This is a genomic window from Streptomyces sp. NBC_01089 (genome assembly GCF_045162975.1).
GTDB lineage: Bacteria > Actinomycetota > Actinomycetes > Streptomycetales > Streptomycetaceae > Streptomyces.
On the sequence record NZ_CP108660.1, the window covers coordinates 5,918,634 to 5,932,260 of the forward strand.

Sequence of the window (13,627 nt, forward strand, 5' to 3'; positions counted from 1 at the left end):
CTACGCGCATGCAGGCCCTCCTGTGCACCGCCGCTCAGTCACCGGGCCGCCCGTCGGATGGCCAGGTGACAGGAGTGTTGCCGGTGAATGTCGTGAGTGCAATAGATTAGCGATATTTTTTGGCTGGCGTTAACGGGCGATCGCCTGCAGGTCAGGGTTCGTCCGTCGCCCCTCGGTGGTGGCCAGTCGCGTGTTCAACCTCTTGCGTTTCCGGAGTCGGGGGTTATGTTGGTACGGAACCGTTCCGTACGTAAAGGCCTGGGGCGGCCACGCGTGCCCTTCTTTTCACGCGAGGCCCCCGGCCCGCCACGGCAGAGGACAGGGGACCTGTCCCGGACTGCCGTCGGTGAAAGGAGAACCGCATGACTCCCGTCAGCCCCACCACGTCCTCCACCGCCACGCCGGAAGAGGTCATCGCCAACAGCCTCGGCCTCGTCCCGCGGCTACGAGAGCGGATCTTCACTACCGAGGACCTGCGCAAACTTCCCGAGGACACCATCAAGGACGCGGAGGAGGCGGGCATCTTCACCATGCTGCTGCCCCGGGCGCTGGGCGGCTCGGGCGGCGACCTGCCCCAGGCGGTGCAGGTGATGCGCAACCTCGCCCAGGGCGATCCCACCGCCGCCTGGACCCTCGGCTTTCTGATGTGCCACAACTACCTGCTCGCCCGTTGGCCCGAGGCCGCCCAGCGCGAGTACTTCAAGGACGGCGAGCCGGCGCAGATGGCCGGTGTCGCCAACCCACCTGGCCGGGCCGTGCCGGTCGAGGGCGGCTACCGGGTCACCGGCCGGTGGAGCTACTGCTCGGGCGTGATGCACGCCGACTGGGTAAGCCTCATCGCGGTGATCGAGGGCGAGCAGGTCCCCCAATTCTTCCTGGTCCCGCGGGCCGAGGTCGAAGTGCTGGATACCTGGAACGTCTCGGGCATGAAGGGCTCGGGCAGCCACGACGTCCAGGTCGAGGACCACTTCGTCGCGGCGCACCTCACGCACAGCGTCGCCGCGGAGTTCTCCCGCAACAGCCCCGGTGCCGCCCTGTACCCGGAGACGATCTACTCCTACGACGCCCGCGACCTGGTCATGCTGATCGTGCCCATCGTGATGCTCGGCGGCGCGGAGGGCGTCCTGGCCGGCTACCGCGAGCGGCTCGACAAGCGGCGCGCCGCGTTCAGCCCCGTCCTGACGGGCGACACCACCGCCGGACAGATGCGCTATGCCCAGGCGACCGCCACTCTGCGCGCCGCGTCCGCCCTACTCGACGACATGGTCCGGCGACTCGTCGAGACGAACGCGGCGGGCCCGGACGAGATCAGCGCCGAGATGCGCGCCATGTGCGAACTGGACTGCCACACGGTCGCCCGGCTGACCTGGGAGGCCACCCAAACCGTCCTCCAGGGTTCGGGCTCCAGCATCTACCGCAGCAGCGACATCACTCAGCACTACGTCCGCGACCTCCAGACCCTGCGCGGCCACGCCACGATCGACGACGACCACATCTTGAGCAAGGTCGGCGCCCTGATGCTCGGCCGCACCCCGGAGGTCGCGGGCCGCCTCGTCGGCCAGTGAGCCGGGCACCGAGGCACCCGTCCCCTACCCCCGTTTCCATCCTTAGAGCAGGCAGGAACGAAAATGGCTTCCCATTCCCAGGATGTCGCCGACATCATCGCGGTGACCGTCCGCTACTGCTGGGCCCTGGATGAGCGGCGCTTCGAGGACCTGGAGCAGGTCTTCGCGCCGACGTGCCACGCCGACTACGGCGCCGACCACATCATGACGAGCCCGCAGGAGATCGGCGGCTTCTTCGGCAAGGTCGTCGACACGCGTGGCGTGGACCGCAGCCAGCACCTGGTGGCCAACCACGAGGTCGAGGTCGACGGCGACACCGCGGTCAGCCGCTGCCAGTACCAGTCCCACTACTCCACGCTCACGACGCACGGATCCGGTGTGGAGGACGTGGGCGGCATGTACATCGATAGCCTGCGCCGCACCGAGGACGGTTGGCGCATCGTCAACCGCGTGGTGCGCACCCACTGGCGCCTCGGCGGGCCGGACCCGTCGGAGGCCTCCGCCGCCCAGAGCGCGGCGTCCTTCGTCCTGGCCGGCAGCTTCGTAGTGGACACCGCCCACCGCGACGAGGTCCTCACCGCGGTCCGCGAGCTGCGCGAGGCGCTCAAGGACGAGGCGGGCATCCTCGACTTCTCGTTCACCGCCGACGAGGCGCCCGGCGTCGTGCGCGTCTTCACCCGCTGGCGCAGCGAGAACGACCTGCGCCGCCACGTTGCCGACCCCCGGGTCAAGGAGTTCCGGAAGCGGCTGGGCAAGGCCGGCTTCACCGACGCGAACGTGCGCCGCTTCGCCATCCGGGTGGAGACCCCTGCGCTCATCCCCGGCCTCCCGATCAACACCGGTGCCTGAACACCCCTCACCGTCCCACCCGCACCCGCCATACCCGTAAGCGAATCGAAGGAGAGACACCTTGACCAGCACACCCACCGACACGGCGCGGCACACCGCCGCCGCGCAGCCAGCGCACCTGCCGGCCCGTCTGCATCACAACGCCTACGTCGTCAAGGACCAGCGGGCGACCCAGCGGTTCTACGAGGGCGTTATCGGTCTGCCGCTCATCGCCACCTGGACCGAGGTGGACGAACTGGCCGGTGCCGAACGCACCTACTGCCACACCTTCTACGGCCTCGCCGACGGCAGCGCGCTGGCCTTCTTCCAGTTCGCCGACCCCGCCGACCAGGCGCTGTTCGAGCCGCAGTTCCGTCCCTCGCCGTTCCTGCACATCGCCCTCAAGGTGGACGACGCGACGCAGGACAAGCTGATCGCCGCTCTCAAGGAGCACGACTGGGAGCACCTGGTGATCGACCACGGGTACTGCGTCTCGCTGTACGCGACCGACCCGGACGGACTCCAGCTGGAGTTCACCCGCGACCACCCGGACATGGAGCGGATCAACGCCGAGCGCCTCGCCTTGGCCCACGCCGATCTGGACCGGTGGCTGGGCGGGGACCACACCAGCAACAATCCGTTCCGCGAGGCCTGACATGGCCGCGCGACGTCGGCTGACCCTGTCCTTCGACAACGGCCCGGACCCGGCCGGAACGCCCTTCGTGCTGAAGGAGCTGGCGGTGCGGGGCCTGACCGCCACGTTCTTCCCCGTCGGTAACCAGCTCTTCCTGCCCCAGGGCCGTGAGTTGCTGGAAGAGGTCGCGGCGGCGGGGCACACGATCGGGAACCATTCCATGACGCACACCGTCCCACTCGGGCAGAGTCCGGGGTGGGAGACGGTACAGCGGGAGATCGCCGACATGCAGGAGATGCTCGGTGAACTGGCCGGTGAGGAGAAGCTGTTCCGTCCCTTCGGGGGCGGCGGGCACCTCGGACCGCACCTTTTCAGCGGGGAAGCTGTCGAGCATCTGACTGCCGAGCGGTACACCGTCGCGCTGTGGAACAGCGTCCCCCGCGACTGGGAGGACCCGGACGGCTGGGCCGAGCGGGCGCTGGCGGACATCCGGCGGCTGCCGTGGACCCTCGTGGTCCTGCACGACATCGTCCCGGACGCCATGAAGCGCCTTCCGGCCTTCCTGGACCGCGTGCTCGAGGACGAGGTGGAGATCACAACCGAGCTGCCCGAGGTCTGCGTCCCGGTCCGCAGGGGCCGGAGCACGGGTGACCTCAGCCCTTTCATCACCCGTGCCTGAGCCTTCCGACTCGCGCGTCCAGGCTCGGACGGCGAACTATCGCACACCAGCAGGAAAAGGCCGGCAGGAAAGGCCAGCAGGAAGAGGAATGACCGGTGGACCAAACACAGACATTCGACAGCCGAGAGTTCCGGAGCGCCCTCGGGCACTTCGCGAGCGGGGTCACGATCGTGACCGCAGCCACCGCCGAGGGGGCGGTCGGCTTCACGTGCCAGTCGTTCACCTCGCTCTCGCTCGAGCCGCCCCTGGTCGCTCTGGCGCCGGGCAAGTCGTCGACGAGCTGGCCGCATATCCGAGAGGCCGGGTACTTCTGCGTCAACGTGCTCGCCGAGGCGCAGGAGGACACCTGCCTCGCCTTCGCGACCAGCGGGGCGGACAAGTTCGCGGGCGTCGACTGGGCCCCCGGCGCCTGCGGGGCGCCACGGCTGTCGGGGTCGCTGGCCCACATCGAGTGCGAGCTGACGGGCGCGTACGACGCAGGTGACCACGAGCTCGTGATCGGCAGAGTCCTGGACATCGACACACGACCGGGCAAGCCACTGCTGTTCTACCGGGGAGCCTTCAGCCGGCTCGGCGTGTGAGGGGGCAGGGCGGCCGGCGCCGATACGGTGCGGGCCGCCCCGGGGCTCAGGCGGCGAAACGCCGTAGTCCTCCGCGACGGCCGTCCGCCGGGCCTGCGAGGTGCGCTCCATGTGCCGGCCGAGCAGGTCGGCGGCGGCGTCGCGGCACAGTGCCCGCCTCGGCTGTCGCCGCGTGCCCGCCCGCGGCTGCGCCCACCCCATGGGCTCTCTCGCCCTGACCGACCACATCGGCCTCGACACCCCCGTGCCGTCGCCGAATCCAGTTCAGGGGAGCCGCACGCTCCGCCGCCCCTGCTCTCCCGCATGGTCGAAGCCGGCTAACTGGGCCACAGGTCCGGCCAGCGTCTCTCCCCCTACTCGCGGCCGTCCTCGAACGGAGCGATGACCCGGAGTCGTGAGCCTTGCCCCAGGTGAGGCCCACGGAACCCATCGCCCCAACACCACACACTCCCCACCGCGTCGCGCGTACGACACCTCAACGCAGCTCTCGGCGTGTCTCCAAGCGAGCAGGGTGATCCCCGTTCTCGCCCGTTCCACTCAGTGGCAATCCAGGTACCCCCGCCTTCCCCGCGCGTACCTATCCCTTCCGCCCACGTCCGACGGCCGTCACCACGGGACCTCCTGTCCACGGCGGGCCGGCCCGCCCGGAGGAGTGCTTCGCACATGAACGGATTTCTCGCACAGCACCGCCAACGTCCGCGTAGCCCCTGGTGGGTGGTGATCGGCTCCGGGCTCGCCACGGCGTTCAGCGCCGGCCCGATGGTCGTCAGCACCCTGAGCCTGTTCGTCATCCCCATCACCGAGGACACGGGGTGGAGTCGCTCCGCGGTCACCGCCGCGTTCACCTTCATGAGCGTGGGACAGGCGGTCGGGACACCGATCGTCGGCCACCTCATGGACCGGTACACCTTCCGCCGCATCTCCGTCCCCTCCTGGGCCCTGTACTCCGTGTGTCTGGCGCTGATCGGCACGGTGCCCCGCTCCATGCCGCTCTTCTACGGCCTGTACTTCCTCGCCGGACTCTTCGCCGGCGGCACGCTGATCCCCTTCATGAAGGCCGTCGTCAGCTGGTTCGACAACAAACGCGGCGCGGCGGTGGGTATCACCGCCGCGCTGTCGGCGCTCGGTACGACCGTCACCCCGCTGTTCGTCAACTTCCTGCTCCCCGGGTACGGCTGGCAGACCACGTACCAGTGGATGGCCCTGATCGCACTCGTTGTCTCCATGGCCATGATTCTTGGCCTGGTCCGGGTCAGAGCCGAGAACGGCGTGCGCGGTCGGCTGATCGAGGAAAAACCGCGTGAGGACGCCCCGGCCGAGGACATCACGGGCGCGCCCGAGCTGCCCGGACTGACCGTCCGCGAGGCCGTCCGCACCCGGTCGTTCTGGCTGATCACGATAAACCTCTGCATGACGGGCATGGCAGTGGTCGGCGTCCAGGTGAACATGGTGCCCATGCTGAGCGACCAGGGCATCCCCTCCGGCCAGGCCGCCACCCTGGTCACCCTGTTCGGCGTGACGTCGCTGCTCGGCCGGGCCTTCGGCGGTCTCCTCCTCGACCACGTCCACGCACCCCTGGCCTGCGCCCTCGTGATGGCCTGCCCGATCATCGGCGTCTTCTTCCTGCGGGCGCCGTTCGCCAGCGCGGCCATCGGCACGGCCCTCATCGGCATCGCCTTCGGCGTGGAGATCGACCTGCTGCCGTTCCTGGTCAGCCGCTACCTGGGCATGCGCCGCTTCGGTGCGCTTCTAGGCATCCTCCAGGCGGCCATCATGCTGCTGTCGGCCTTCGGCCCGCCACTCATCAGCCTCGGCTACGAGCTACTGGGCAGCTACGACACCCTCATGTACTACGTCGCAGGGGTCCTGCTCGTGTGCGCCCTGCTCGTCCTGCGCCTCGGCCCCTACCGATACCCCGCGATCACCGGCTTCGACGACGACGTTGCCTGCGACGAGTCGGCGCCCGCCGCGGGTCCCGCCGCCACCGCCGCCGTGCCGGCCGTCATCGCCCCGACCGGGCCACGGAAGTCCTAGTTGGCGGCCTGACCCGGCATATGTGGTGCTCGGCACATCAGGGGATTGAGATCAGAACGGACCTGCGACACCGGCTCGTCTCGCTCAACGGTAACCAGGCTGGCGGCATGCGCTGCGAGCGGGCCGTGATGGGCTGCTGAACGGCAGATGCGCCTGGGCACATCTGCTCCCGCTGCTGGCGCAGGGCCGCCGCGTAGCCGTGCGGTACGTACCGCACGGCAGTGCGGTTGCTCGGGATCGAGCCGTACGCTCTCGACGGCGGCCCACAGCGCGTAGTGCGGCAGCCATTTCAGGGTCGGGTCTGCGGGTGCTGTTCTCGATGCCGCGGTTGAAGAGGGAGTACTCGGTCTGCAGTTCGCTGATCGGGTGGATGGCGAGGGCCCGGCGGATGGTGTCGGCGCCGACCTCGGACAGGCCGATGGCGCGTACGTGACCGGCCTGCATCATCTCCGCGATGGCGCGCCCGATCGTCTCTTCCACCGGGACGTCCGGGTCGATTCGGGCGGGCCAGTAGATGTCGATGTGATTGCCGCCTAGGCGCTGCAACGAGTAGGCAAGGGCGCGTTTCACGCGGGCGGGGCGAGCTTCGCCGACGACCCATTTGCCTTCGGGGCCGCCGCGCAGCCCGCCGAACTTCACGCTCAGGAGGGTTCTCTCGCGGTCGCTGGGGCGCCCTCGTGCCGGGGCGGAAAACGGTGGTTTGGGTTCCGGCCTCGCCCACGAGCGGTTGTCGGTCTCCGGCTATGCGGTCGCCCGCCTCCCGTGCCGCCGGTCGGCGAACCCCATGAGTGCCAGTCCGGCGAGCGCCCATAGGGCCAGGACGAGAAGCGGTCCGCCCGCGCCGGCGCCGTCGAAGAAGGCGTTGGCGCGCAGCAGGCTGCCCGAGGCGCCGGGGGGGAGGAGCTGGCCCAGTGTGGACCAGCCGTCGGGCAGCCAGTACGGGCCGGTGCCCAGGCCGGAGAGCGGGTTGCCCAGGAACATCATCACCACGGTGCCCGCGCCGAATCCGGCATAGCCGAAGAGTGACTCGAGGCCGAGGAACGGTATGGCGAGTGCCGCCATGCCCAGGCTCATGCCGAGGCTCGTGAGCCAGAAGTTGCCGTCCAGAGTGCCGATGCCGAACTGGAGCACTGCGGTCACGGCCGCCCCGGCAGCCAGCGCAAAGGCGATCACTCCGGCGAGCCTCAGACGCAGCCCCGAGTGGCCGGGGAAGAGCTGGAGCAGGACGACGGCGGGCAGGATGCCACCGAAGACCATCGGTAGCGCCGCCGAGGCGAGTCCCGTCCCCTTGGGGTCGTCGTCGGGGAAGGGGACCACCTCGTGGACGGTGACCGGAACGCTCTGCCGTTGCGCGAGGGAGTCACCCAGCGCAGTGAGGGCGCCGGTGGCCTGCTGGCCGCCGGCGGCCGCCGTGTAGACGGTGATCCCGTCGGTCGACATGGAGAAGCCGCCGAGCGCGTCCCGGTCCTGGACAGCGCGGGTCAGGGCCTGGGTGTCGGGGTACGCGGTGACGTCCCACTGGTCGTCGGGCAGCTGGGTCTTGAGCGAGTCGACGGCGGACTGCGGCCCGGTCACACCCAGGGGGACCTGGTGAGGGCCGCCGTTGGCGGAGGGCAGCCCGAAGGCGCAGAGCATCAGCGTGATCGCGGCGGTCAAGCCGATGACGACGGCGGTGAGCCGCACGTATCGCTTACGGCCGTTGGGGGCAGGTGCGGCATGGATGGCCGTACCCGTTTCGGGAGGCGCGGAGGACTGAATGGTATTTGAGGGCATGGCAATCGTTTCTGGTCGTATGTGCTGTGCCGGGAAGGAGCAGGGCGGCGATGGTCTGAAGCTTGGAACGGAAGGGTGTCCCTCTAGCCCACGTTCTTGACAGGCGCGAACGCGATCGAGACGCGGGGTGCGGTCCGCCCATGTACCTTCACTATACAACTCAGCAAACAATGAGTTCATTAGGCAGTGAGTTTCGGGGGCGGCATGATGGAGTCATGAGTGACGTGCGAGAGCGAGGCGGCGTGGGTGCTGGGACGGACGGCGGGGCGGGTGCGGAGAAGCACGCGGGAGGGCGTCGGCCCGGTGAGACCCGGACGAGGGAAGCGATCCTGACCGCCGCCCGCACATGTTTCGCCGATCGCGGCTTCGATGCCACGAGCCTGCGGCGCATCGCGGAGACGGCGGGGGTGGACCAGGCGCTCGTGCACCACTTCTACGGCACGAAGGAGAACCTGTTCATCCAGGCGTTGGAGCTTCCGGGGATGATGCGGGAAGCCATCGCCTCCGCGGCCCGCGGCGGCATCGAGGGTGTCGGGGTGCGGCTGGTCCGCGCTCACATGTCCGTGTGGGACGACGTGTCAGCGCGGCCGGCCCTGATGACCATGGTGCGTTCGGCGGCCATCCACCAGGCCGCCGCCGCGCAGCTGCGGGACACGGCGACCGCGATCCTGGCGGATGCGTTGAGCGAAGTCATCACAGGCGAGGACGTGGGCCTGCGCGCGAGTCTCATCGCCACCCAGCTCGTCGGTCTCGCCCTGATGCGCTACGTCCTCGCCCTCGAACCCCTGGCCTCGGTCGACGCCGAGACAGTGGCCCGTCACTACGGCCCCGCACTTCAGGCGGTCGCGGAGGGTGGCACGGGTACGTAGGAACGACGGCGAGGTGCGAGAGTATGCCCGTACCTCGTCTACACCTCTGGGCTGGAAGCGCCGACGACGATCCTCGAACTCGCCGCCGACCACAAGGCCACCGAGGAACTGATCACCGCCTCCGGCATCCCCGCCACCTTCCTGCGCAACGGCTGGTACACGGAAAACCACCAGCAGGACTTCGCCGAAGCCGCCGCCGTCGTCCTGGCCACGCCCGGCCACGAGGGCAAGGCGTACGAGCTGTCCGGCGACACCGCGTGGTCCTTCGAGGGATTCGCCGCCACCGCCGCCGAGGTGCTCGGCACTCCGGTCCGCTACCAGGCCTTCACCTCCGAGGAGGAGCGCGAGCAGCTCATCGGCTTCGGCCTCGACGAGGGCACCGCCGCCTTCATGGTCACGCTGAACGCGAACCTGCGCGACGGCGCGATGGCCCCCACCTCGGGCGACCCGGCCCGCCTAATCAGCCTTGGGCTGCACGGACTGGAGGCTTCTCGGGGGACTCGGGTGCCTCAGCGGTGTGGGTGAAAGAGTTGTCTGATCCGGTCCTACGTCGATCGGAACCGCGGCAAAAGGTGGTGTGGCGAACGCCTAACCGACTCCCATCCGAGCCGGATCGAGGGGGATGTAGCCGGATGGAAACGGGTGGCTATGTCCGTTGTTTCGGTATCGTCGCAGGTGAGAGGCGTCACGCTTTTGGGTTCGAGTCCCACCCGCCCCACCTGAGCAGGAGTTCGCAGAAACGTTCCAACCTGCATCCGAGCGCCTCGACTGGTTTAGGCCAGGGTGGGGCGCTCAGGCGTTGGAGGACGCCTGCGTGAGCGATGCGTGAGCGGCTGTGCCGGAGGGCCTTGGGCGGCGCGCACATGGCACGACGGACTCGGCATTCCTCGCGGCCTCCTGATCCACCTGGGGCAGCAGGCTCGTGTACGTGTCGGAGGCTAGCCGAATCGTTCCGTGACGCAGCGTCTCTTTGATCGTGTGGATGCCGCCACCACCCGCATGGATCAACGTCGCCGCCACATGCCGCAGATCCCGCAGATCGATCGGCGGGAGGCCGGCCTCACGGCACAGCCGACGGAGGACGTCGCTGGCCTTCTCGGGGTGAAGCCAAGTACCCCTTCCTCAACTCGCGCTTCCTCACGACCGACGGCCGCCGACGTGATCCCCTTCCGCGTCGGCCGTCAACTCGCCACGGAGTGGTGTGCGTCGGGAGCCACGGTGAAGTTCACCCCCCAACGGTGTACTCGGCCACATCCTCGCCTCCGCCGCCACGAGCCGAAGGCGCTCCCTGGCTCAAGGACCGCTTCGCGGGGCGGGCGGCGCCCAGCACCTGCTGACCCGCATCGCACCCCTGAGTGAGTGCGGGGGAGTCCCGTGGATGTCGCCGGGATGCCGTTGTCACGGCCGTCCTGTCCACCGACGAGCGCGAAGCTGGATACCTCATGGGCCATGGGGTCGACCAGACCATGGGCGGCCCGCGTGATCAACGGTCTTTCGGAGAAGGGGCGTTCATCGACTCAGTGCTCCAGGGCGCGGAAGGACTCCTCGGCAGCGGTCGCTCCGCGCGGGTGCATGATCTGCTCGTAGCCCTGCACTGCCGCGTCGAGGCTGGAGCCTTCGGCCACCGCCCCGGCGATGGCCGTGGCGAGATCGGCCGCGTCGATGAGGGCGAGGTTCGCGCCCTGACCGGCCGGGGGCATGAGGTGGGCCGCGTCGCCGAGCAGGGTGGCGCCGGGGGTGTGCTGCCAGGTGTGGGGGTAGGGCAGGCGGTAGACGGGCCGGTTGATGAAGGGTCCTTCGTTCTCGCGCAGTACGCGGAGCAGGTCCTCGTGCCAGCCGGCGAACATCGCCAGGAAGTGGACGCGGACGGCTTCGGTGTCCGCCGGGTCGACGCCGGCCTGCTCGGCCCAGTCGTGCGGGCATTTGAGGCCGATGTAGACGCGGATGCTGCCGTCGCTGTTGCGCTGGCCGATGAGCACGTGGGTGGGATCGTTCGCGTCGGTGGCGAGCATCATGCCGTTGCCGACCATCCTGGCCAGCACCGGGTACAGGTTGTCGGCGTCGGTGAACCAGGTCTCGACCAGGGTGTTGCCCGTGTGGATCGGGGTGGCGTCGGACAGGACGGGGCGTACCTTCGACCAGGCGCCGTCGGCCCCGACGACGAGGTCGTAGTCCTCCGTGGTCCCGTCGCCGAGTGTGAGCCGCGCCTGCCCGTCGGGGGTGAGGACCGTCTGCCGGACCGGGGTGTTCCAGCGCACGTTGTCCGGCCCGAGGTCGTCGAGCAGCAGGTTGCGCAGGTCCGTCCGGTCGATCTCGGGACGTGCGGGCTCCCCTGTGTTGTCTTCGTGGGCGACCAGGGTGCCGGCGTGGTCGTACTCGCGCATTTCCTGCCCCTCGGGACGGGACAGTTCCAGGAAGGCGTCGCGCAGCCCCGCGGTGGTCAGGGCGGCCTGGCCGGTGTGCTCGTGCAGGTCGAGGCTGCCGCCCTGGCCGCGATGGTGAGCGTCGGCGTCGCGTTCGAGCACGGTGGCGTGGATGCCGTGGCGGCGCAGCACTGCGGCACACAGCAGGCCGCCGGGACCTGCGCCGACGATCGCGATACGGGGGGTGGGGTTCGACATGGCAGAGAGCCCTTTCGGTGGGGGAGGGGGGGAGTGCGCCGACCCGGGGTTTACGGGGTGGTGACCGGTCGGCGGGCAACGCCGGCGCCGGTGCGGGACAGCAGTACGGCGGCGGCAACGATCATGAGGAAGCCGAGGGTGTACGGGGTGGCGTGGCCCGTGCTCGCGTACAGCCAGCCGGCGAGCAGCGGTGCGGTCATCTGGATCGCGGAGCCGATCGAGGAGATCCCGCCGGCCGGCCGGCCCTGTTCGTCGGCGCCGACGGCGTTCGACATCAGCCCGTCCAGCGCGGCGGTCATGGCGCCCTGCCCCGAGGCGAACAACAAGGCTGCCACGGCCAGGAGTTGGGGTGCGCCGAGGCAGAAGGCGACCAGGGCCATTCCGGCGCAGCCGACCGCCTGGCCGGCGATGCCGGACAGGATGACGCCGCGTTCGCCGATCCGGGGCAGCAGCAGGGCGAGCAGTCCGCCCTGGATGACGATGTCGAGGATGCCGGCGGCCGACATCAGGAGGCCGACCTGGGCCGGGCCCCAGCCGACGCTGTCCTTGCCGAGTACGGGGAGGTTGTTGACGTAGAAGTAGAACGGGATGCTGATCAGCGTGAATCCGGTCAGCAGAACGCGCAGTTCCTTGCGGGCGAAGGCGTCCTTGAGCACCTTGAACGGGTGCAGTTCTTCCAGGCCGAGTCTCTTGGACCGGTTGTGCGGGGCGAGGCTTTCCGGCAGTGCGAAGACGGCCACCAGTCCGACCAGTGCGGCGATCGGCGCAGTGCCGTAGACCGGCGCGTCCAGGCTGATCCTGGACAGGACGCCGCCGATCGCGGGGCCGATCATCATGCCGACTCCGGTCAGGGCGCCGAGCAGGCCGTAGCGCTTGGTGCGGTCCTTGGCCGGGGTGATGTCGGCGACGTAGGCGAAGACCGCCGGCGTGTCGCCCGAGGCGAGACCCTGCACCGCCCGCGCGGTGACGCAGGACCCACAGCGCGCCGCCGACACCGAACAGCGCGTAGCCGGCGGCGGCACCGAACGCGCTGATGATCAGCACGGGGCGCCGCCCGATCCGGTCGGACAGACCGCCGAGCAGCGGCGCCACCAGGAAGGCGCACAGCGCGTTCACCGACTCCAGTACGCCGACCCACAAGGCCAGCGAGCCCTCGTGGACGTACTTGAGCGCGACGAACGGCAGGACCGGAAACACCACGGTCATCCCGATCGAGTTCAGCAGCGTCAGACAGACGATCACCGCCCACGCCCGGCGCGGGGGAGACGTGCGAGAGCCCTGGGCGAGGGCGAGTTCGGGTGTGTCCTGCATGGCGTCCTCCCGCGGGGCGATGGGCTGGGGGCGTCACCTCCAGAAGCATTTCCAGAACGAGACTGTAAACAGAACAGTTCTGAGTTTGCAACTGATATGGTTCTTGCTATGGGGACAAACCACCAGCCCGGCGGCCGCCGTGAGCGCAAGAAGGCACAGACCCGCAAGCTGCTCGCGGACACGGCTCTGCGGCTGTTCCTCGAGCGCGGCTACGACAACGTCGGCGTACGTGAGGTCGCCCAGGAGGCAGATCTCGCCACCGCGACCCTGTTCGCCTATTTCCCGTCCAAGGAAGCCCTCGTCTTCGACCAGGACGACGAGCAGGAACAGATGCTCCTCGCCGCCGTCCGCGAGCGCCCCAGCGGTGTCTCCATCCCCGAGGCGCTGCGCGGCTGGTTCCTGCAGATGGTCGAAACGGCGCGGACGGAGCCCGGCCTGGTCCAGTTCCACGCGCTGATCGAGAGCGCCCCTGCCCTGCGGGACTACTCGGCCAAGATGTGGCTGCGCCACGAGCAGGCCCTCGCCGGGGCCCTCGCCGCCGAGATCGGCCTGCACTCCCCGGACGCCGCCTGCAGCCTCGTCGCCCGCACCGCCCTGGGGATCATTCCCTCCATCCGCTCACTCGACGACGCCGAAGAGATCATCGACGTGACGTTCCGGTTCATCGAGGCCGGCTGGGCGGCGACCATCGAGCGCGCGTCCAGGTAGCGGGTGCGCGCTCCGCCTCAGGCG

13 protein-coding genes and 3 pseudogenes are annotated in these 13,627 nt (G+C 69.4%); 9 read left to right on the plus strand and 7 right to left on the minus strand.

Annotated elements, in window-relative coordinates:
- Window positions 1–362: 362 nt before the first annotated feature.
- From OG510_RS26560 to OG510_RS26585, 6 genes are all read left to right on the plus strand, one after another.
- Window positions 363–1,565 (plus strand): acyl-CoA dehydrogenase family protein, encoded by a 1,203-nt coding sequence (locus OG510_RS26560; RefSeq protein WP_406140082.1) that lies wholly within the window; start codon window positions 363–365, stop codon window positions 1,563–1,565.
- Window positions 1,566–1,628: 63 nt separating this feature from the next.
- On the plus strand, window positions 1,629–2,414 hold the full coding sequence (locus tag OG510_RS26565; RefSeq protein ID WP_406140083.1) for a nuclear transport factor 2 family protein: 786 nt from the start codon (window positions 1,629–1,631) through the stop codon (window positions 2,412–2,414).
- 61 nt (window positions 2,415–2,475) lie between these two features.
- Entirely contained in the window at window positions 2,476–3,048 is a 573-nt protein-coding gene (locus tag OG510_RS26570) for a VOC family protein (RefSeq protein ID WP_406140084.1), read from the plus strand.
- A 1-nt stretch (window position 3,049) separates the two neighbouring features.
- Window positions 3,050–3,706 carry a polysaccharide deacetylase family protein gene (locus OG510_RS26575; RefSeq protein WP_406140085.1) on the plus strand — a complete coding sequence of 219 codons (657 nt, stop codon included), beginning with the start codon at window positions 3,050–3,052 and terminating at the stop codon, window positions 3,704–3,706.
- A gap of 95 nt (window positions 3,707–3,801) precedes the next feature.
- Window positions 3,802–4,287 (plus strand): flavin reductase family protein, encoded by a 486-nt coding sequence (locus tag OG510_RS26580; protein WP_406140087.1) that lies wholly within the window; start codon window positions 3,802–3,804, stop codon window positions 4,285–4,287.
- Between the two features lie 663 nt (window positions 4,288–4,950).
- Window positions 4,951–6,321 carry an MFS transporter gene (locus OG510_RS26585; RefSeq protein WP_406140088.1) on the plus strand — a complete coding sequence of 457 codons (1,371 nt, stop codon included), beginning with the start codon at window positions 4,951–4,953 and terminating at the stop codon, window positions 6,319–6,321.
- Window positions 6,322–6,405: 84 nt separating this feature from the next.
- Here the strand turns inward: OG510_RS26585 and OG510_RS26590 are convergent.
- Both OG510_RS26590 and OG510_RS26595 read right to left on the minus strand, forming a co-directional pair.
- A pseudogene (locus OG510_RS26590) lies at window positions 6,406–6,978 on the minus strand (aldo/keto reductase); the annotation flags it as partial.
- Window positions 6,979–7,062: 84 nt separating this feature from the next.
- Window positions 7,063–8,094, minus strand: coding sequence for a hypothetical protein (locus OG510_RS26595; protein WP_406140090.1), 1,032 nt, complete (start codon window positions 8,092–8,094; stop codon window positions 7,063–7,065).
- A gap of 215 nt (window positions 8,095–8,309) precedes the next feature.
- On the opposite strand from OG510_RS26595, the gene OG510_RS26600 reads away from it, so the two are divergent.
- A complete protein-coding gene (locus tag OG510_RS26600) occupies window positions 8,310–8,963 on the plus strand; it encodes a TetR family transcriptional regulator (RefSeq protein ID WP_406140092.1) in 654 nt (217 codons plus the stop codon).
- A 38-nt stretch (window positions 8,964–9,001) separates the two neighbouring features.
- On the opposite strand, the gene OG510_RS26605 is transcribed toward OG510_RS26600, so the two are convergent.
- Window positions 9,002–9,268 carry a hypothetical protein gene (locus tag OG510_RS26605; protein WP_406140094.1) on the minus strand — a complete coding sequence of 89 codons (267 nt, stop codon included), beginning with the start codon at window positions 9,266–9,268 and terminating at the stop codon, window positions 9,002–9,004.
- On the opposite strand from OG510_RS26605, the gene OG510_RS26610 reads away from it, so the two are divergent.
- Window positions 9,258–9,488: a hypothetical protein gene (locus OG510_RS26610; protein WP_406140096.1), complete on the plus strand. Its 231-nt coding sequence runs from the start codon at window positions 9,258–9,260 to the stop codon at window positions 9,486–9,488. The two genes, OG510_RS26605 and OG510_RS26610, sit on opposite strands and share 11 nt — an antisense overlap.
- A gap of 267 nt (window positions 9,489–9,755) precedes the next feature.
- Here the strand turns inward: OG510_RS26610 and OG510_RS26615 are convergent.
- The 4 genes and pseudogenes from OG510_RS26615 to OG510_RS26630 all read right to left on the minus strand — a co-directional run.
- Window positions 9,756–10,079 (minus strand): annotated as a pseudogene (locus OG510_RS26615) (site-specific integrase); the annotation flags it as partial.
- Window positions 10,080–10,480: 401 nt separating this feature from the next.
- On the minus strand, window positions 10,481–11,584 hold the full coding sequence (locus OG510_RS26620) for an FAD-dependent oxidoreductase (protein ID WP_406142569.1): 1,104 nt from the start codon (window positions 11,582–11,584) through the stop codon (window positions 10,481–10,483).
- A 50-nt stretch (window positions 11,585–11,634) separates the two neighbouring features.
- A complete protein-coding gene (locus tag OG510_RS26625) occupies window positions 11,635–12,537 on the minus strand; it encodes an MFS transporter (protein WP_406140098.1) in 903 nt (300 codons plus the stop codon).
- A gap of 25 nt (window positions 12,538–12,562) precedes the next feature.
- A pseudogene (locus tag OG510_RS26630) lies at window positions 12,563–12,895 on the minus strand (MFS transporter); the annotation flags it as partial.
- A gap of 108 nt (window positions 12,896–13,003) precedes the next feature.
- Between OG510_RS26630 and OG510_RS26635 the strand changes: the two are divergent.
- Window positions 13,004–13,603, plus strand: a complete 600-nt coding sequence (locus OG510_RS26635; RefSeq protein ID WP_406140100.1) for a TetR/AcrR family transcriptional regulator — start codon at window positions 13,004–13,006, stop codon at window positions 13,601–13,603.
- The last annotated feature ends 24 nt before the right edge of the window (window positions 13,604–13,627 follow it).